This is a genomic window from Campylobacter sp. IFREMER_LSEM_CL2090 (assembly GCF_025771865.1).
In the GTDB taxonomy this organism is placed as follows: domain Bacteria; phylum Campylobacterota; class Campylobacteria; order Campylobacterales; family Campylobacteraceae; genus Campylobacter_D; species Campylobacter_D lari_D.
The window spans coordinates 77292-96058 of sequence record NZ_JAKMRA010000002.1 but is presented as its reverse complement, the minus strand read 5'-3'; the positions used below and the strand labels follow the sequence as shown (position 1 = coordinate 96058).

The 18767-nt window shown below is 29.2% G+C and carries 15 protein-coding genes and 1 pseudogene; 12 read left to right on the top strand and 4 right to left on the bottom strand.

The window, feature by feature from the left end; all coding sequences use genetic code 11:
* Window positions 1–22 precede the first annotated feature (22 nt).
* Window positions 23–1018: a capsular polysaccharide synthesis protein gene (locus L8V85_RS01665; protein WP_263737343.1), complete on the top strand. Its 996-nt coding sequence runs from the start codon at window positions 23–25 to the stop codon at window positions 1016–1018.
* On the opposite strand, the pseudogene L8V85_RS01660 reads toward L8V85_RS01665, so the two are convergent.
* The 4 genes and pseudogenes from L8V85_RS01660 to waaC form a co-directional block, all read right to left on the bottom strand.
* A pseudogene (locus tag L8V85_RS01660) lies at window positions 1002–2175 on the bottom strand (glycosyltransferase family 2 protein). The gene L8V85_RS01665 and the pseudogene L8V85_RS01660 sit on opposite strands and share 17 nt — an antisense overlap.
* A 3-nt stretch (window positions 2176–2178) precedes the next feature.
* Window positions 2179–3726 (bottom strand): glycosyltransferase family 2 protein, encoded by a 1548-nt coding sequence (locus tag L8V85_RS01655; RefSeq protein ID WP_263737342.1) that lies wholly within the window; start codon window positions 3724–3726, stop codon window positions 2179–2181.
* Window positions 3727–3734: 8 nt separating this feature from the next.
* Window positions 3735–4607 (bottom strand): lipid A biosynthesis lauroyl acyltransferase, encoded by an 873-nt coding sequence (locus L8V85_RS01650; protein ID WP_263737341.1) that lies wholly within the window; start codon window positions 4605–4607, stop codon window positions 3735–3737.
* On the bottom strand, window positions 4604–5623 hold the full coding sequence (gene waaC, locus L8V85_RS01645) for a lipopolysaccharide heptosyltransferase I (RefSeq protein ID WP_261545120.1): 1020 nt from the start codon (window positions 5621–5623) through the stop codon (window positions 4604–4606). Before waaC ends, L8V85_RS01650 begins: the two co-directional genes overlap by 4 nt.
* Before the next feature lie 66 nt (window positions 5624–5689).
* Between waaC and L8V85_RS01640 the strand changes: the two genes are divergently transcribed.
* The 11 genes from L8V85_RS01640 to pglF are packed head-to-tail and all read left to right on the top strand — an operon-like array spanning window position 5690 to window position 18729.
* Window positions 5690–6469 (top strand): 3'-5' exonuclease, encoded by a 780-nt coding sequence (locus tag L8V85_RS01640; protein ID WP_220567218.1) that lies wholly within the window; start codon window positions 5690–5692, stop codon window positions 6467–6469.
* Between the two features lie 58 nt (window positions 6470–6527).
* Window positions 6528–7514: a UDP-glucose 4-epimerase GalE gene (galE, locus tag L8V85_RS01635; protein WP_012661952.1), complete on the top strand. Its 987-nt coding sequence runs from the start codon at window positions 6528–6530 to the stop codon at window positions 7512–7514.
* Window positions 7508–9202: an ABC transporter ATP-binding protein gene (locus L8V85_RS01630; RefSeq protein WP_263737340.1), complete on the top strand. Its 1695-nt coding sequence runs from the start codon at window positions 7508–7510 to the stop codon at window positions 9200–9202. Before galE ends, L8V85_RS01630 begins: the two co-directional genes overlap by 7 nt.
* Window positions 9199–10263, top strand: a complete 1065-nt coding sequence (locus tag L8V85_RS01625; protein ID WP_263737339.1) for a glycosyltransferase — start codon at window positions 9199–9201, stop codon at window positions 10261–10263. Before L8V85_RS01630 ends, L8V85_RS01625 begins: the two co-directional genes overlap by 4 nt.
* A 1-nt stretch (window position 10264) precedes the next feature.
* A complete protein-coding gene (locus tag L8V85_RS01620) occupies window positions 10265–11365 on the top strand; it encodes a glycosyltransferase (protein WP_263737338.1) in 1101 nt (366 codons plus the stop codon).
* A 1-nt stretch (window position 11366) separates the two neighbouring features.
* Entirely contained in the window at window positions 11367–13505 is a 2139-nt protein-coding gene (locus tag L8V85_RS01615) for an STT3 domain-containing protein (RefSeq protein WP_263737337.1), read from the top strand.
* The gene (gene pglA / locus L8V85_RS01610) at window positions 13502–14629 is read left to right on the top strand and encodes a N,N'-diacetylbacillosaminyl-diphospho-undecaprenol alpha-1,3-N-acetylgalactosaminyltransferase (protein ID WP_263737336.1); all 1128 of its coding nucleotides are present in this window, start codon (window positions 13502–13504) and stop codon (window positions 14627–14629) included. Before L8V85_RS01615 ends, pglA begins: the two co-directional genes overlap by 4 nt.
* Window positions 14622–15224: an undecaprenyl phosphate N,N'-diacetylbacillosamine 1-phosphate transferase gene (pglC, locus tag L8V85_RS01605; RefSeq protein ID WP_263737335.1), complete on the top strand. Its 603-nt coding sequence runs from the start codon at window positions 14622–14624 to the stop codon at window positions 15222–15224. Before pglA ends, pglC begins: the two co-directional genes overlap by 8 nt.
* On the top strand, window positions 15211–15807 hold the full coding sequence (gene pglD / locus L8V85_RS01600; RefSeq protein WP_263673355.1) for a UDP-N-acetylbacillosamine N-acetyltransferase: 597 nt from the start codon (window positions 15211–15213) through the stop codon (window positions 15805–15807). The genes pglC and pglD overlap by 14 nt, the downstream gene beginning before the upstream one ends.
* Complete coding sequence (gene pglE / locus L8V85_RS01595; protein WP_263737334.1) at window positions 15804–16976, top strand: UDP-N-acetylbacillosamine transaminase; 1173 nt, start codon at window positions 15804–15806, stop codon at window positions 16974–16976. Before pglD ends, pglE begins: the two co-directional genes overlap by 4 nt.
* A complete protein-coding gene (pglF, locus tag L8V85_RS01590; protein WP_263666384.1) occupies window positions 16966–18729 on the top strand; it encodes a UDP-N-acetylglucosamine 4,6-dehydratase (configuration-retaining) in 1764 nt (587 codons plus the stop codon). The genes pglE and pglF overlap by 11 nt, the downstream gene beginning before the upstream one ends.
* The last annotated feature ends 38 nt before the right edge of the window (window positions 18730–18767 follow it).

Sequence of the window (18767 nt, the reverse complement as noted above, 5' to 3'; positions counted from 1 at the left end):
AAAAAACTTTTTAGGAATATATATGCAAATACAACAAAATAGCCCTTTATTTTATAATAATTTAATAAAAAAATTAAGCTCATTTATACCTATAAAATCAATAAGAAGAAAATTAAGAAATCATATTCAATATAAGTTAGAACACCCCAAAGTGGCTAATTATCTTTCAAACAACTATATAAACCCTTTTTTAGAAGGAAAAATTCCTCATTTTGATTTTGAAAAAAAACATCATTTTAAAAACGATAAAATTATTTGGCAATTTTGGTATCAAGGTAAAAATCAAGCTTCACCTATGATACAACAATGTTTCAATTCAGTGCAAAGTCAAATGAAAGATGACTACACAATCATCATTTTAGATAAAGATAATATAAAAGAGTATATTGATTTTCCACCATATGTTATAGAAAAATTGGAAAATAATTTTTTTGGAGAAAAAACTATAACTTTTTTTTCAGATCTTTTAAGAGTATGCTTACTTGCAACTTATGGAGGTATATGGTGTGATGCAAGTATATTTTTAAGCTCTAAAATTCCTAATGAGCTTTGTGATAAGGATTTTTTTATCTTTGAAAGATCAAAAACAAAACCTAGTAAAGAAAAATTGAAAAAATTTATCAAAAGTGGATATTTTTCTTATGGATATTTTAACTGGAATGATGATTTTAAGGTTAAAATGCTAAGTAGTTTTATGATAGCCAAAGCAAGCAATACTTTTATTCAAACTCTAAAAGATATTTTAATAAATTATTGGAAAAATGAGCAATCAAATGAAAATCACTATTATTTTGTACTGCATATCATATTTGAACTTTTAAAAGAACATGGCTTTGTAAATGATACCTATAAAAATATGAGTGATATAGAATGTCATTTATTACAATTTAGCGCCAAAGAAAAATTTAATCCAACTCTTTGGGAAGAAATTCAAAAGCAAAGTTTTTTACACAAACTCACGCATTTTAAATCTATAAAAAAAGATTCAATGATAGATAAAATCATTTTGCAAAGTTGATTTTATCTAAAAATACCTTTTATTTTTTGCCAAATTTTCCAAAGATCATAAGGAATTTTTGTTTGGATAAAAGGTTTTATTATAGGTAATTTTTCTTTTAAATTTAAAGGATCTTTTTTAAATTTTTTAATCCTCAAAGCCTTTTTTACATAAAAAGGCAGAAAGGTTTCCTTTATAGCTTGAAAATTTTCATTTTTTTGATCTTTAAAAAATTCTATCAACTCTAAAGCTGTTATCATCCTACTTGCTGCTTTTAAATAGTTTTTTGCCTCTTTAGCATTTTCTCCAAAAAATTCATATAAGTCTTTAAAGTACTCTGATACATTTGCCTTTGTGACTTTCTTATCATGATTTGATATACTATTTGCTCTCAAACGGCACAAATACAATCTTTTTGGCAAAATATAAATATTATTAGCACAGCTAAATAAAACCATACCAAAATGAATATCTTCATTGATGATTTTGTTAATAAATTTAAGTTTTAATTGTTTTAAAAATGAAAAATCTATCATACCACCCCAGCTAAACGAGATATCCCTTGAACCTACTTTTATAGCTTGCTTAGCATAGTCTCTTGGAGTGATAGTACATTCTTGAGTGAAATTAAATATATTCATCCTTGTTTTTTGACCCTTATCTTCTATACCATCATCATAAATACAAGTATGGTCAAACCATAATACATCTACATTTTGCATTCTTATAACACACTCTTCTATGCAGTTTAACTCCCAATAATTATCAGAATCTAAAAAGATAATATAATCAATCTTTGGAATTTCTAATTTATCATCTACTAAAGCATTTTTATGTTTATAAATTTTATAAATATTTTGTGGGTTATTGCCAACAATCTTAAAAATATTTAATTCATTTTCTTTTTCAATATATTGTATTTCATATTCACCATAAAAAAATTCTATACCTACATTTCTAGCACTACTTAAACCACCATTTTTTTTATCAAAAAGAGTTATTCTTTTATCTTTTAGAGTATATTCTTTTGCAATATTGAGTGAGTTTTCATCTGTACTACCATCATTTACGAGTATGATTTCTAAGTTAGTATAGGTTTGATTGATTACACTATCTAAACATTCTTTTAGATATTTTTCTACATTGTATATGGGGATTACTACGCCTACGGTTTTCATGCCTTATCTCCAAGTTGTTTTTTCATTTTTTATAGTTTCAAGATAAATTTGATGATTGATTTCAAGCATATTTTTGCTATTTTCTTCATGGTAGATATGATAAGCCAGAGCATTAAATTTAAGCCTTTTAAACACTCCCTCATTAAATAAAAATCTAGCCACAAACTCACTATCTTCTCTGCCCCAGCCTATAAATTTTTCATTAAATCCTTTAATAGCTTCAAAATCACTTTTATAAAAACTCATATTGCAAGTTTTACTGCCTTTAACAAGTTGTGATTTTTTAAAAAACTTCTTAGTTAGCTTTGAAAATTTATATACACATTTAGCTAAAAAAGCATTTCTTTTGTTTTTAAAACCCTTTTTATTAAAAGCTAAGCTAAAATCATTTTTGCTTAAAAGTTCTTTGCTTTCTTTTTCGTTTAAAATAGTTCTTGAACCTTGCAAGATAGTTTTTAAACTAGCAAATTTTAAATGATCTTTGATAAAGTTTTTTTCTAAAATCATATCCCCATCGATTAAAACAATATATTCACTATTTGAAGCTCTGATTGCTTTATTGCGACTTGCTGCGGCACGAAACCCCTCATCTTCTTGCCAAATATGCTCTAACTTACAAGGAAAATCTTTTTGATAAGCTTGTATAAGCTTAGCTGTATCTTCTTTGCTTCCATCATCAGCTATCAAAACCTCATCTGGCAAAGGCTCTAAGTTTTTAACGCTATCAAGCACCAAAGCAAGTCTTTCTTTTTGATTATAAGTTGTGATGATTAAAGCACAAGTTTTTGGCTTTTGCCTTTTTAGCTCATATAATTTCATATATTTAAAAAAAGCTCCCAAAGCATTGCAAGTACTTATGATAAAGCCTTTATAGCCATAAAAAATTCCCTTTTTTAAAACATAATTTCTAAAAAAAGTCCAAATTCCTCTTAGTAAAGCCTTACAAACACTACTTTCTTTATGTAAATTTTGCAAAGCCCAAAGCTTAGAGTATTTTTGAAGCTTATCTAGCAAACCATCGATATCATCAAATGCAAAATGCCTCAAACCATTTTGCAACTTAATCTTTTTACTATCTTCATGTAAAATCAAACTCTCATGCACTAAATTTTCATTAAAACTAGTATGGATTTTATTAAACACACGCATTACATAATCAGGCCACCATCCACAAGCTTTAATCCACTCTCCATTGTATAAATTTTCTCTTGGTAAAGCTATGATATCTTCTTTATTAGGCTCAATTTGCCCTAATTCTTGTAAAAATTCTTTCTTAGCAAGCTCATCTGCGTCAATATTAAAAATCCAATCATTGCTAGCATAACTTATGGCTAAATTTTTTAAAGGTCCAAAACCTATAAATTTATGCTGATAAATCTTGATATTTTTATAACTTTTACTAAATTCATAAGCAATTTTTAAAGTATCATCATTGCTATCATTTTCTATCAAAACTATCTCGCCAAATTCTTGCAAAGATTCCAAGCAAGCTTTTAAAGTTTTTTGAGCATTTTTAACAATCATTATCACACTAATTTGCTTTAAATCCATTTTATACCCTATAAATATAATTCATGATTGTATCTTTTAAATCTCTTATGAAAGAAAAAATACTCATCAGGTTTAAATTTAATCATCTCTTCACAACACTTTGCTTGATACTTAGTAAGCTCTTCTATACTTGCCTTGCTTGCATCTAAAGCCTTAAAAGTTTTTACAAAAAATTTCTCATCTTTTTGATACACAAAACAAGGTAAAATCATAGCATTTGTTTTTTTAGCAAGTACACTTGCACCTGCTATGAAATTTACTTCTTGGTTAAAATATTGTATTTTTACACTTTCACTATCCACTGCATCTTGATCGGTTAAAATTCCAAGCGATCTACCTTCTTTTAAGGCTTTTAGCATTTTTCTAAGCCCGCCCTTTTTTTCTATAAGCTCTATATTAAATTGCGTGCGATTTTTACTTAAAATTTTATCCATTATCACGCTATCAAGTGCTCTTCCAACTATGGAAATTCCTTGAAATTTAGCCCCAAAAGACAAAGCCAAAAGCTCCCAGTTACCATAATGAGCCGTAGTTACAATCAAGGGTCTTTTACTTTGCATTATATTTAAAATTTGCCCCTCATCATCAAAGCAAATTTTATTGACGATTTCTTCTTTGCTTGCATCTTGATTTTTGATAAAATCAATCCCAAATTTAGCAAAATTTTTATAGATATTAAGGCTAGTTTCATCACGCCATTTTTGATCTTTTTCAGGAAAGCAAATTTTTAAGTTTATGTCAATGATTTTGCGGTGTTTGTGATTAAGCCTATAAGTGATCAAAGCAACCAAATTTGCAAAAGAGTTTAAAAGCTTTGAAGGTAAAATCTTCACAAGGGCTTTTAATATATAAAAAAGGCTTAGATATACATAATTTATCATTTTTCTAAAAGCTCACAAGCAAGTTTAAAAATATCTTTTTCATCGATATTTTGTATGCAAAAATCACTCTTATCGATATGCTTTGAATGCAGTATTTTTTTACCTGCATTGATTGTTTTGTTGATATTTGTTTCATAAGCATTTCTTTGACTAGGAGTAGCACCAAAAATCGTTATAGAAGGCTTGTTTAATGCAAAGGCTAAATGAGTAGGCCCGCTATCATTTCCGATAATCAAATCACTTGCCTTAGTTAAAGCACAAAGCTCGCTTAAGCTTAATTTTGGCGCAAGTTCTATTTTCAAATGTTTTAAATTTAAAACTATATCTTTAGCAAAATTAAACTCATTAACATTGCCCCAACCAAGCATGATTTTTGCACTAGTAAAATACTCTAAAAGCATTCTACAAAGTAGTATCAAACGCTCTTTTGGGTAAATTTTATTAGGCATAGATGAGCCTACATGTATGAGTATATTTGGCGCACTTTCACTTAAAGAAAGTCTTTGCTCTAGCTCTTCTTTTAACTCATCATCTACGCTAAAACAACTTTGTTTTAACTCTATATCACTATGATCAAAATGCTCATTTAGCACATAAGCTACCAAAGAAAGATTACGCACGATAATATTTTCTTCATAATTACACGCAAATTTATGCGTATAAAAATTGCTCGCAAAGCCCTCTTTTATGCTTTCTTGATCAAAACCAAAAGTATTAGCACATAAAAATTTACTCACTAAAGCAGATTTAATCAAACCTTGCAAATCAATCACAACATCATATTTATTTTGCCTAGCTTCAAAAAGCATAGCAAAAACTTCTTTGAATTTTCTATCTTTTAAAGGCAGGGCATAAACTTCATTGATCATTGGATGATCTTGCAATAATCCTGCAAATCTTGCATCTACAAACCAATCAATACTCGCCTTAGGATAATGCTTTTTAATAAATTGTAAAACAATTACCGCATGGATGATATCTCCAAGTGCGGATAATTTAACCAAACCTATTTTCATATACTACTTTATTTTTAAATTTTCTGTTATGATTTTAACAAAGATTTTTTTAAAAAAAGGTTTATCATGCAAGAATATATTTGTGTTTTTGATTGTGAGAGCATTCCTGATGTAGAATTGATAAAACATCTTTATGATTTTAATGGCGATGATTTAAGCATTAGCAAGCAAGCTTTAGAAAGACAAAAAGAAGAAAGTGGAAGTGAATTTTTACCCCTACCTTTTCATAAAGTTGTAAGCATTTGTGCAGTGATTGCAGATAAATTTGGAAATTTTATCAAAGTCAATAAAATCAAAGGCGAAAATGAAAAACAAATGTTAGAAGAGTTTTTTAACTTCATAGATAAACACCAACCTCGCCTTGTAAGTTTTAATGGTAAAAGCTATGACATGCCTTTGCTTGTTATAAGAGCATTAAAATACAATATCAACGCAAGTGCTTATTTGGACGCAAGCGATAAATGGAATAACTATAAAAGCAAATTTGTAGAAAATAAACATTGTGATTTATTAGAATCTTTAGGAAGTTTTGGTCAAAAAGGCTTAAGACTTGACACGCTTTGTGCTATGGCAGGACTTCCTGGAAAATATGATGTGCATGGAAATGAAGTGTTAGAACTTTTTTATCAAAACAAATTAGAAAAAATTCACGAATACTGTGAAAGCGATGTGTTAAACACCTATATGCTATTTTTAAAATACGAACTCATCAAAGCTAATTTAACCCAAGAAGATTATCTTAATATTTTGGAAAATTTCAAAGAAGAGCTTTTGCAAAAACATAGTGATAAAAGCTATCAAAAGCCATTTTTAGAGGCCATAGAAAAAGAAAAGAGCAAGTTTTGAATTAATTAAGAAAAGTATATTAAAATAACTATTATTAAATATCACAAAAAGGATAAAAATGAAAATTTTAATCACCGGTGGCGCAGGATACATAGGCTCTCATACTTTAAAACAATTTTTAGAAACAAATCATGAAATTTGTGTATTAGATAATCTTTCAAAAGGTAGCAAAAAAAGTTTGGATGAACTTTCTAAAATCAGACCTTTTAAGTTTTTTGAGCAAGATTTAAGTGATTATGCTGGGATTAAAAAACTTTTCAAAGAAGAAAAATTTGATGCAATTGTGCATTTTGCAGCTAGTATCGAAGTTCCTGAAAGTATGGAAAATCCTTTAAAATACTATATGAACAATACCGCAAATACAAGTAACTTAATCCAAACTTGTCTAGAAACAGGTGTGAAAAAATTCATTTTTTCTTCAACTGCAGCGACTTATGGAGAGCCACAAACTCCTATCGTAGATGAGCAAAGTCCATTAGCACCGATTAATCCTTATGGACAAAGCAAACTAATGAGCGAAAAAGTCTTGCAAGATGCTAATATGGCTAATCCTGAATTTAAATACTGCATTTTAAGATACTTCAATGTAGCAGGTGCTTGCATGAGTTATCCTATAGGTCAACGCTATCCAAAAGCTACTTTACTTATCAAGGTTGCTGCTGAAGTAGCCACAGGAAAAAGAGAAAAGCTTTATATTTTTGGCGATGATTATAATACTAAAGATGGCACTTGTATTAGAGATTTTATCCATGTTGATGATATTTCAAGTGCGCATTTAGCTGCTTTAGAATACCTAGAAAACAATGAAAGTAATATTTTCAATGTAGGCTATGGACATGGCTTTAGCGTAAAAGAAGTTATTGAAACTATGAAAAAAGTAAGCGGGGTGGATTTCACAGTAGAACTTGCACCAAAAAGAGCTGGAGATCCTTCTGTGCTTATTTCAAATGCTGATAAAATCAAAACCCTAACTAATTGGAAACCAAAATATGATAATTTAGAATTAATCTGTAAAAGTGCTTATGAGTGGGAAAAACAGTGTTAAAAAAACTTTTTTTCATACTCAATGCCCATGATAAGAAATTTTTATTTGCTTTGCTAATTTTTTCTATTTTTATAGGATTTATAGAAAGCTTTGCTATTTCTTTAATCATGCCTTTTGTATCAGTGGCGAGTAATTTTGAGCTTTTAGAAAAAAGCTCCTATTTTCAACCTGTATATGAGTATTTAAATTTACCAAGTTATAAGATTATTGCTTATTTTGGCTGTATATTAATCGCCTTTTATATTTTTAGAGCCTTTTTAAATGCCTTTTATTTTCATTTGCTTGCGCGCTTTTCTAAAGGGCGTTACCACAGCCTTGCTTGTCGTATTTTTGATAAATACCTACACCTTGAATATGAAAATTTTACTAACAAAAATCAATCAGAACTTTTAAAAACTATCACTCAAGAAGTATTTCATTTAAGCACTTTAATTAGTGCTTTTTTACTTATGCTAAGTGAAAGCTTTGTGGTGTTTTTACTTTATACTTTATTGCTAATTATCAACTATAAAATCACCCTAGCTTTAAGTGCTTTTTTACTTTTAAATGCTTTTATTTTGATTAAAATCCTCTCACCCTTGGTAAAAAAAGCTTCCATAGCTAGAGAAGAGGCGATGAAAAATTATTTTGAAATTTTAAATGCAAATTTAAACAACCTTAAAATCATCAAACTCAAAACCAAAGAACAAAGCACACAAAAGCTTTATGAAATTCAAAGTGGGCTTTTTGCCAAAGCAAATATTAGCAATGAAAGCATGTCAAGCATTCCTAGAATTTACCTTGAAGGTATAGGTTTTTGTATGCTTTGTTTTATTGTGGTGTATTTAGTTTTAAGATATGAAAGTGATATTTCCTCTATCTTAGCAACTATTACTATTTTTGTGGTAGCTCTTTATAGGCTTATGCCAAGTGCTAATCGTATCATCACAAGTTATAATGAAATCACATATTATAAAAACTCTTTAGATATTATTTATAACATGCTCAATGAAAAAGAAGAAAAGCTAGGCGATGAAAGTATTGAATTTAAAGAAAAAATCGTTTTGAAAAATCTTTTCTTTGCTTATAAGGGTAAGAAAAATTTATTTAAAAATTTAAATTTTGAGCTTAAGAAAAATGAAAAAATCGCTTTTATAGGTAAAAGTGGAAGTGGTAAAAGCACTTTAGTCGATCTTATCATAGGGCTTTTAAAACCAAGCGATGGAGCTATTTTTGTAGATGGAATTAAGCTTGATGAGAGCAATATAAAAAGTTTTAGAAGTAAAATTGGCTACATACCTCAGCAAATTTATCTTTTTAATGATTCTATTGCTAAAAATATTAGCTTTGGAGAAGAAGTAGATGAAGCGCTTTTACATAAGGTAATCAAACAAGCTAATCTTGAAAGCTTTGTAAATTCACTTGAAGATGGAGTGCATACTAAGGTAGGTGATTCAGGTTCGTTTTTAAGTGGAGGCCAAAGACAAAGAATAGCCATAGCAAGAGCGCTTTACCAACAACCTGAAATTTTAGTTTTAGATGAAGCAACTAGTGCTCTTGATCAAGAAAGTGAAGCAAAAATCATGGAAGAAATCTATAAAATTTCAAAAGACAAAACCCTCATCATCATAGCCCATAGGCTCTCAACTATACAAGGTTGTGATAGAGTATTTGAAGTAAAATATGGGCATTTAAAGGAACAAGCATGAAAATCACTTTCATCATAGCTACTTTAAATTCAGGCGGCGCTGAAAGAGTATTAGTCACTTTAGCTAATGAACTTTGTAAAAATCATGAAATAAATATTATTAAATTCCACAAAGAAGACTCTTTTTACAAGCTTGAGCCAAAAATCAAACTTTTTACCCTAGAGCAGTTTGACTTTTCCACTCTTTATAATAAAATAGCCTCACGCATTAAAAAATTCAAAGCCTTAAAACAAGCACTTAAAGATCATAAAAGCGATGTTTTTATCTCATTTTTAGATACAACTAATATTGCTTGCATTTGGGCAAACAAAGGTTCTAATACACCTTTAATCATTAGCGAGCATAGCTCTTATACTTATTTAAAATCTAAAATTTGGAAGTTTTTACGCCGTATAAGTTTTCCTCATGCAAATGCTTTAACCGTGCTAAGTAATGATGATAAAAATTACTATGAAAACTTTGTTAAAAAAGTTATCAATATGCCAAATCCTTGTCATTTTAGCCCTATTAAAGAAAATTTAGAAAAAGAAAATAATGTCATTTTCGTAGGCAGACTTGATCATAATAAAAATGCTTCTATGTTTTTAAAAGCCATAGCAAGGCTAGATACAAATTTACAAAATCAATACAATTTTTTCATAGCAGGCGATGGAGAATTAAGACAAGATTTAGAACAAGAAGCCAAGAATTTAAATATCAAAGTTAATTTTCTAGGTAAAGTTGAAAATATGCAAGAATTTTATAAAAAAGCAAAAATAATCTGCCTTTGCTCTTTCATAGAAGGCTTGCCAACGGTTTTGCTTGAAAGTTTATATTATCAAGTAGCGCGCATTAGCACTAAATACACAAGCGGTCATAAAGATTTAATTGATGATGGAAAAGATGGATTTTTAGTAGATTTAGATGATGAAAAAGCTTTAAGCGAAAAACTCGCACTTTTAATGCAAGATGAAAATTTAAGAAAAACACTAGCGCTTAATGCACAGCAACGATGTAAAGATTATGAAGTGGCCAATGTAGCACAAAAATGGCTTGATTTAATCAAAGAAGTAAGGGTTTAAAATGAAAAAACTAGCAATTTTTATTTATTCTTTAGGAAGTGGTGGCGCTGAAAGGGTTGTATCTACGCTATTACCTGTGTTAAATTTAAAATATGAAATACATTTAATTTTAATGAATGATAAAATATCATATGATATTCCTGAAGTTAATATCCACTACCTTGAAAAATCAAGTCCAAGTGAAAGTAACTTAGCTAAATTTTTAAAACTACCCTTGCTAGCTATAAAATACAAAAAACTTTGTGAAGATTTAAAAATCAACTTGCAATTTGTATTATTAAATAGACCTAATTATATTGCGTTAATGGCAAAATCCCTAGGACTTAAATCAACCCTTATTATCAATGAATGCACCACTCCAAGTGTAATTTATAAACATAATAATCTAAATTCTTTTATCAATAAATTTCTTATTAAAAAACTTTACAATAAAGCAGATTTAATCTTAGCAAATTCTATAGGAAACAAAGAAGATTTAATACAAAATTTCAATATAGAGGCTAAAAAATGCGATATTTTATACAATGCCATAGACTTAGAAAACATTATAGAAAAATCTAAAGAAAAAATAGACTTTAAAGATCCTTTTATATTAAGTGTTGGTAGGCTTGATCGTGGTAAAAATCATGCTATGCTTATAAGAGCTTATGCAAAAGTTAAAACTGATTTAAAATTAGTCATTTTGGGCGAGGGCATTTTAAAAGATGAGCTTTTAGCTTTAATAGAAACTTTAAATTTAAAAGATAAAGTCTTTTTACTAGGTTTTGATAAAAATCCTTATAAATACATGAGCAAATGTGACTTTTTTGCTTTTGCTTCAAGTTTTGAAGGTTTTTCCAATGTTTTAATCGAATGCCTAGCTTGTAATACTGCCGTACTTTGCACTGATCATAAAAGTGGCGCAAGGGAGCTATTTTTAGATGATGAGTTTGGACTTTTAGTAAAAGTAGATGATGAAAAAGCCATGCAAGAAGGCTTAGAAAAAATGTGCAATGATGAAGCACTAAAAGCTTCATATAGACAAAAGGCTTTTTTGCGTGCAAAAGAATTTGATAAAATTAGCATAGCAAAGCAATTATTTGAATTTTTCAACAAGGCATAAAATGAAACTACAACAAAATTTCACTGATAATAATTCTATAAAATATACCTGTATTTTAATCCTTATAGCCTTTACTTTTAGTGTTTTGTGTAGATTATACTGGGTGGCTTGGGCAAGTGAGTTTTATGAGTTTTTCTTTAATGATCAACTTATGATTACTACTAATGATGGCTATGCTTTTGCAGAAGGTGCAAGAGATATGATAGCAGGTTTTCACCAACCTAATGACTTATCTTATTTTGGAAGCTCACTTTCTACTTTAACTTATTGGCTTTATAGTATTTTACCTTTTAGCTTTGAAAGTATTATTTTATATATGAGTACTTTTTTTGCTTCTTTGATTGTTGTGCCTATTATATTAATCGCAAGAGAATATAAACTCACTACCTATGGCTTTATAGCAGCCTTACTTGGAAGTATTGCAAATAGTTATTATAACCGCACTATGAGCGGGTATTATGATACTGATATGCTAGTGTTAGTTTTACCAATGCTTATTTTGCTTACCTTTATACGCTTAACTATTAATAAAGACATTTTTACCCTACTTTTAAGTCCGGTTTTCATCATGATTTATTTGTGGTGGTATCCATCAAGTTATTCTTTAAATTTTGCCATGATAGGACTTTTTGGTCTTTATACTTTAGTATTTCATAGAAAAGAAAAGATTTTTTATCTAGCTATTGCTTTAATGATCATAGCTTTAAGTATGCTAGCATGGCAATATAAACTTGCTTTAATTGTATTGTTATTTGCTATTTTTGCCTTTAAAGAAGAAAAAATTAATTTTTATATGGTTTGGGCTTTGATTTTTATTAGCATTTTGATATTACATTTAAGTGGTGGTTTAGATCCTGTTTTATATCAACTTAAATTTTATGTTTTCAAAGCTTCTGATGTGCAAAATTTAAAAGATGCTGCCTTTATGTATTTTAATGTTAATGAAACTATTATGGAAGTAAATACTATCGATCCTGAAGTATTTATGCAAAGAATTAGCTCTAGTGTTTTAGTATTTATCCTTTCTTTTATAGGTTTTATCTTACTTTGCAAAGATCACAAAAGTATGCTTTTAGCTCTACCTATGCTTGCACTAGGTTTTATGGCTTTAAGAGCTGGACTTAGATTTACCATTTATGCAGTTCCTGTGATGGCTTTGGGTTTTGGGTATTTTTTATATACTTTTTTTAATTTTTTAGAAAAAAAACAAATCAAACTTAATCTAAAAAATAAAAATATCTTGCTCATACTCATTGCATTTTTTAGTATAAGCCCTGCCCTAATGCATATTTATTATTATAAATCCTCTACTGTTTTTACTTCTTATGAAGCTAGTATTTTAAATGATTTAAAAAATAAAGCTCAAAGAGAAGATTATGTCGTTGCTTGGTGGGATTATGGTTATCCAATACGCTATTATAGCGATGTAAAAACCTTAATTGATGGTGGAAAACACTTAGGAAAAGATAATTTTTTCTCATCTTTTGTCTTAAGTAAAGAACAAATTCCAGCAGCTAACATGGCAAGACTTAGCGTAGAATACACTGAAAAATCTTTCAAAGAAAATTATCCTGATGTTTTAAAAGCTATGGTAAAAGATTATAACCAAACAAGTGCTAAAGATTTTTTAGAAAGTTTAAATGATAAAGATTTTAAATTTGATACCAATAAAACTAGAGATGTATATATTTACATGCCTTATAGAATGTTGCGTATCATGCCCGTGGTAGCACAATTTGCAAATACAAATCCTGACAATGGAGAGCAAGAAAAAAGTTTATTTTTCTCTCAAGCTAATGCCATAGCTCAAGATAAAACAACAGGTTCTGTTATGCTTGATAATGGAGTAGAAATTATTAATGATTTTAGAGCTTTAAAACTAGAAGGTACAACTATACCTTTAAAAGCTTTTGTAGATATAGAATCCATCACTAATGGCAAATTTTATTACAATGAAATTGATTCAAAAGCTCAAATTTATTTACTCTTTTTAAGAGAATATAAAAGCTTTGTGATTTTAGATGAAAATCTTTATAATAGTGCCTACATACAAATGTTTTTATTAAATCAATACGATCAAGATTTATTTGAGCAAGTCACTAATGATGCAAGAGCAAAAATTTATAGGCTAAAAAGATGAAAATAGGAATTTTAACCCATAGCGCAATGAGTGTGTATTATTTTCGTCTTGCACTCATTAGAGCTTTAGAAAAAAATAATCATGAAGTTATAATCATCACTCCAAAAGATGATTTTGCTATTAAGTTACAAGAGCTAGGCTATAAGATTTGCTTTTATGATTTAGCTAGATCAAGTGTCAATCCTTTAATTGTTTTTAAAAATCTACTTAGTTTAAAAAATACACTCAAAAGCTTAAATTTAGATCTTTTACAAACAAGCGCTCACAAAAGCAATACAACAGGTATTATAGCGGCTAAAATGGCGGGTATTAAATACACTTTTGGTTTGGTTGAAGGCTTAGGAAGTTTTTACATAGATGATGATTTTAAAAGCAAATTAGTAAGAATGAGTATTAATTTACTTTATAAAATTTCTTTTAAACTTGCTAATGGTTTTATTTTTGTCAATGAAAGCAATGCTTTATTTATGAAAAATTTAGGCTTAAAAGAAGAAAAAATCAAAATCATAAAATCCGTAGGGCTAAATTTAAAACAATTTTTACCTTTAAAAATTAGCACAGAAGAAAAACAAGCTTTTTTAAAAGAACACAATATGCCTGATAAACCTATCGTTTTAATGATTTCAAGAGCACTTTGGCATAAAGGAATTAAAGAATTTTATGAAGCAAGCCAAATTTTAAAAGATAAGGCAAATTTTGTTTTAGTGGGTGGAAGAGATGATAATAAATCTTGTGCACCATTAGAATTTTTAAACTCAAATGATGTTTTTTATCTTGGCGCAAGAAGTGATATTGCACATTTATTAAATTTATGCGATATTTTTGTTTTACCAAGTTATAAAGAAGGCTATCCAAGAACGGTTTTAGAAGCACAAGCTTGTAAAAAAGCATGCGTGGTAAGTGATGCTGAGGGTTGCATTGAAGCAGTGAATAATGCCATAGACGGTTTAATTTGTAAAAGCAAAGATAGCAAGGATTTAGCTGAAAAAATAGCAGTTTTACTAGAAGATGAAAAACTAAAAAATACTTTAGCGCAAAATGCTTTTCTTAGAGCGCAAAATTATGATGAAAATATCATAGCTTTGAAATATCTTGACTTTTATAGGGGTTTTACAAATGTATAAAAATGGTTTCAAGCGTGTTTTTGACTTTTTTTTAGCTTTGATTTTATTGATTATTTTTTTACCCTTTATAGTGCTTATAGGTATTGTTTTAAAAATCGTTCAAGGAAGTGTGCTTTTTAAACAAGCAAGACCAGGATTAAATGAAAAAATTTTTTATATTTATAAATTTAAAACTATGAGTGATGAAACCGATGAAAATGGAGAATTACTTCCTGATGAATTACGCTTAAAGCCTTTTGGTAAGCTAGTTAGAAGCTTGAGTTTAGATGAATTACCGCAGCTTTTTAATGTATTAAAAGGCGATATGAGCTTCATAGGCCCAAGACCTTTACTTGTAGAATACTTGCCCTTATACAATCAAGAGCAAAAAAAACGCCACGATGTAAGACCAGGCATTACAGGTTGGGCACAGATTAATGGACGCAATGCTATTTCTTGGGAGCAAAAATTTAAATATGATGTAGAATATGTGCAAAATTGCTCTTTTTTATTTGATCTTAAAATCTTTTTTATGACCATTATTAAAGTTTTAAAAAGAAGCGGGGTTAATAAAGAAGGAGTAGCTACAACGGATAAATTCAATGGACACAACTAAAAGTATTTATATATATGGTTCTAGTGGGCATGGTTTAGTCTGTGCTGATGTAGCTAGAAATTTAGGATATGAAAAAATCATCTTTTTAGATGATAATAAAGGCTTAAAATATCACTCCAATTTAGAAAAACACGATATGTTTATTGCTATTGGCGCAAACTCTATTAGAGAAAAACTTTTCAAAAAAGCAAAAGATGATGGATTTAGATTAGTTAATTTGATACACAAAAGTGCTATTATTAGCCCAAGTGCTTTTTTAGATGATGAGGGTATTTTAATCATGCCAAATGTCGTAGTTAATGCTAAAGCTAGTATTGCAAAAGGTGTGATTTTAAATACTGCTTGTGTGATTGAGCATGAGTGTTTTGTAGATGAGTTTAGCCATATTAGTGTTGGAGCTAAACTAACAGGAAATGTAAAAATAGGAAAGCGTTGTTTTTTAGGAGTTAATTCAAGTGTTATTCCTTGTATAAGTTTATATGATGATATAACTTTAGGCGCAGGAGCAGTTGTAGTTAAAAACTTAACTTCTAAAGGCATTTATGCTGGAGTTCCTGCCAAGAAAATAAAGGAGGTAAAATGAGATTTTTTCTATCAGCACCACATATGAGTGGAAAAGAATTAGAATACATACACAAAGCTTTTGAAAGTAATTATATAGCACCTTTGGGTGAGTTTGTTAATGCCTTAGAACAAAGTATTAAAGATTATACAAAAAGTTCTAACGCACTTGCTCTAAATGCAGCCACTGCAGCTATTCATTTAGCTTTAAGAGTTTTGGGCATCAAAGAAGGCGATATAGTTCTAGCTTCAAGTTTTACCTTTATTGCTTCAGTAGCGCCTATTTCTTACATGAATGCTACGCCTGTATTTATTGATTGTGATGAAACTTATAATTTAGATGTAAATTTATTAAAAAAAGCTATCAAAGAAAGTCCTAAAAAGCCAAAAGCTCTCATTTTAACACACCTTTATGGTAATGCTTCTAAAATGGATGAGATCGTCCAAATTTGTAAAGAAAATGAGATTTTTTTAATCGAAGATGCTGCTGAAGCTTTGGGAAGTTTTTACAAAAATAAAGCTTTAGGTACTTTTGGGGATTTTGGAGTATATTCTTTTAATGGTAATAAAATCATCACAACAGGTGGTGGTGGCATGCTTGTGAGTGAAAATCATGCTAATCTTGAAAAAGCAAGATTTTATAGTACCCAAGCTAGAGAAAATTGCCTTCATTATGAGCATAAAGAATATGGCTATAATTATAGAATGAGTAATATCTTAGGTGCAATCGGCACTGCTCAAATGGAAGTTTTAGAAGAAAGAGTGAGTAAAAAGCGTGAAATTTATAGCTGGTATAAAGAATTTTTAAGTGGAACTTTTACTTTTTTAGATGAGCTTGAAAATACCAAGTCAAATCGCTGGTTAAGCACTGCCTTACTTGATTTTGATTTAAATAAACTTAATACTTATGAAAAACATTGTATATGTGAAAATAAAAATGTTCAAATTCAAGATAAAATTTTAAAAATCATACAAGTTTTAAAAGATAATAAAATCGAAAGCCGTCCACTTTGGAAGCCAATGCATTTGCAAGAACTTTACAAAGGTTGCGATGCTTACTTAAATGGTAATAGTGAGTTTTTCTTTAGTAATGGAATTTGCCTTCCAAGTGCAACTACTATGAGCAAAGCTGATGTAGAGGAAGTTTCTACTTTAATCTTAAACACCTTAAAGGACTCAGATGGATTATAAAAGCAAACGCTTAGGATTTTTTCTAGGCGCTGATATTTTACTTTTTGTTATAAGTATTTATTTGTCTTTTTCTTTACGCTTTAGCGCAGACATCCCAAGTGAATTTTATGAAGGTATGTTTAAAAGTGCTGTGATTTTGATTTTACTTAAAATCATTTTTCTAGCTTTTTTTAAAATTTATCAAGTTGCTTGGAGATTTTTCTCCCTTAATGAAGCGCGTAAATTAGTCATCGCTTTAGCTTTGGCTGAGCTTGTATTTTTAGCAATTTATTATTTTTATGATGATTTTTTTAATCCTTTTCCAAGAAGCGTTATAGGAATAGACTTTGTTTTATCTTGTATGCTAATTGGAAGTTTGCGTATAAGCAAAAGAATGATAGTTGATTTTAGAAAGCCAAAATACAATGAAGAACATCCTTGTATAGTAGTTGGCGCCACTTCAAAGGCTTTGCATTTATTAAAAGGAGCTAAAGAAGGGAGCTTAGGACTTTTCCCTGTAGCTGTGGTAGATGAGCGTAAAAATTTAATAGGTACTTATTGTGATAAATTTATAGTTGAAGAAAAAGAAGCAATCAGAAAATATACCGCTGAAGGAATTCATACTGCTATCATTGCTTTAAAACTTGAGCAAGAAGAATTAAAAAAGCTTTTTGACGAACTCATTGCTTATGGGATTAACGATATAAAGCTTTTTTCTTTTACGCAAAATGAAGCAAGAGATATAAGTATCGAAGATTTATTAGCGCGTAAGCCAAAAGATTTGGATAATGCTTGCGTGATTGATTTTATCAAAGATAAAGTAGTTTTAGTTAGTGGAGCTGGTGGAACAATAGGAAGTGAGCTTTGCAAACAATGCATTAAATTTGGTGCAAAACACTTAATCATGCTTGATCATAGTGAGTATAATTTATATAAAATAAATGAAGAATTAAGCTTACATAAAGAAAAAATCGAACCTATTATGATGAGTATATTAGACAAAGAAGCATTGGAAAAACTTTTACAAGAAAAAAACATAGATTTAATTTTACATGCAGCAGCTTACAAACATGTGCCTTTATGTGAGCAAAATCCACATTCAGCTATTTTAAATAACATCATAGGTACTAAAAATTTAATCGATCTTGCAAAAGCTTATAAGGTTGCTAAATTTGTTATGATAAGCACTGATAAGGCTGTAAGACCGACTAACATCATGGGTTGCACAAAAAGAATTTGTGAACTTTATACATTAAGCTCAAGTTGTGAAAATTTTGAAGTAGCTTGTGTGCGTTTTGGTAATGTTTTAGGGTCAAGTGGAAGTGTAATACCTAAATTTAAAGCTCAAATTGCAGCTAATGAGCCACTTACTCTTACTCATCCTGATATAGTGCGTTATTTTATGTTAGTAGATGAGGCTGTGCAACTTGTTTTACAAGCTGCGGCTATTGCCAAAGGTGGGGAATTATTTGTACTTGATATGGGTGAGCCTGTTAAAATCATGGATTTAGCTAAAAAAATGCTTTTGCTTTCTAATAAAAAGTTAGAAATCAAAATCACTGGACTTAGAAAAGGTGAAAAACTTTACGAAGAGCTTTTAATCCATGAAAATGATTTAAAAACTCAATATGAAAGTATATTTGTTACCACTAGTGATCTTAAAGATTTAAAAATTTTAAATCAAGAAATAGAAAAATTACTCCAAAGCACAGATCCTGCAAAAGTTTTAAAGGAGATTGTGCCTGAATTTAATCACAATAAAAACGGAGAGTGATTAAATTCTAATTTTATTTTAAAATGATATAATATAAA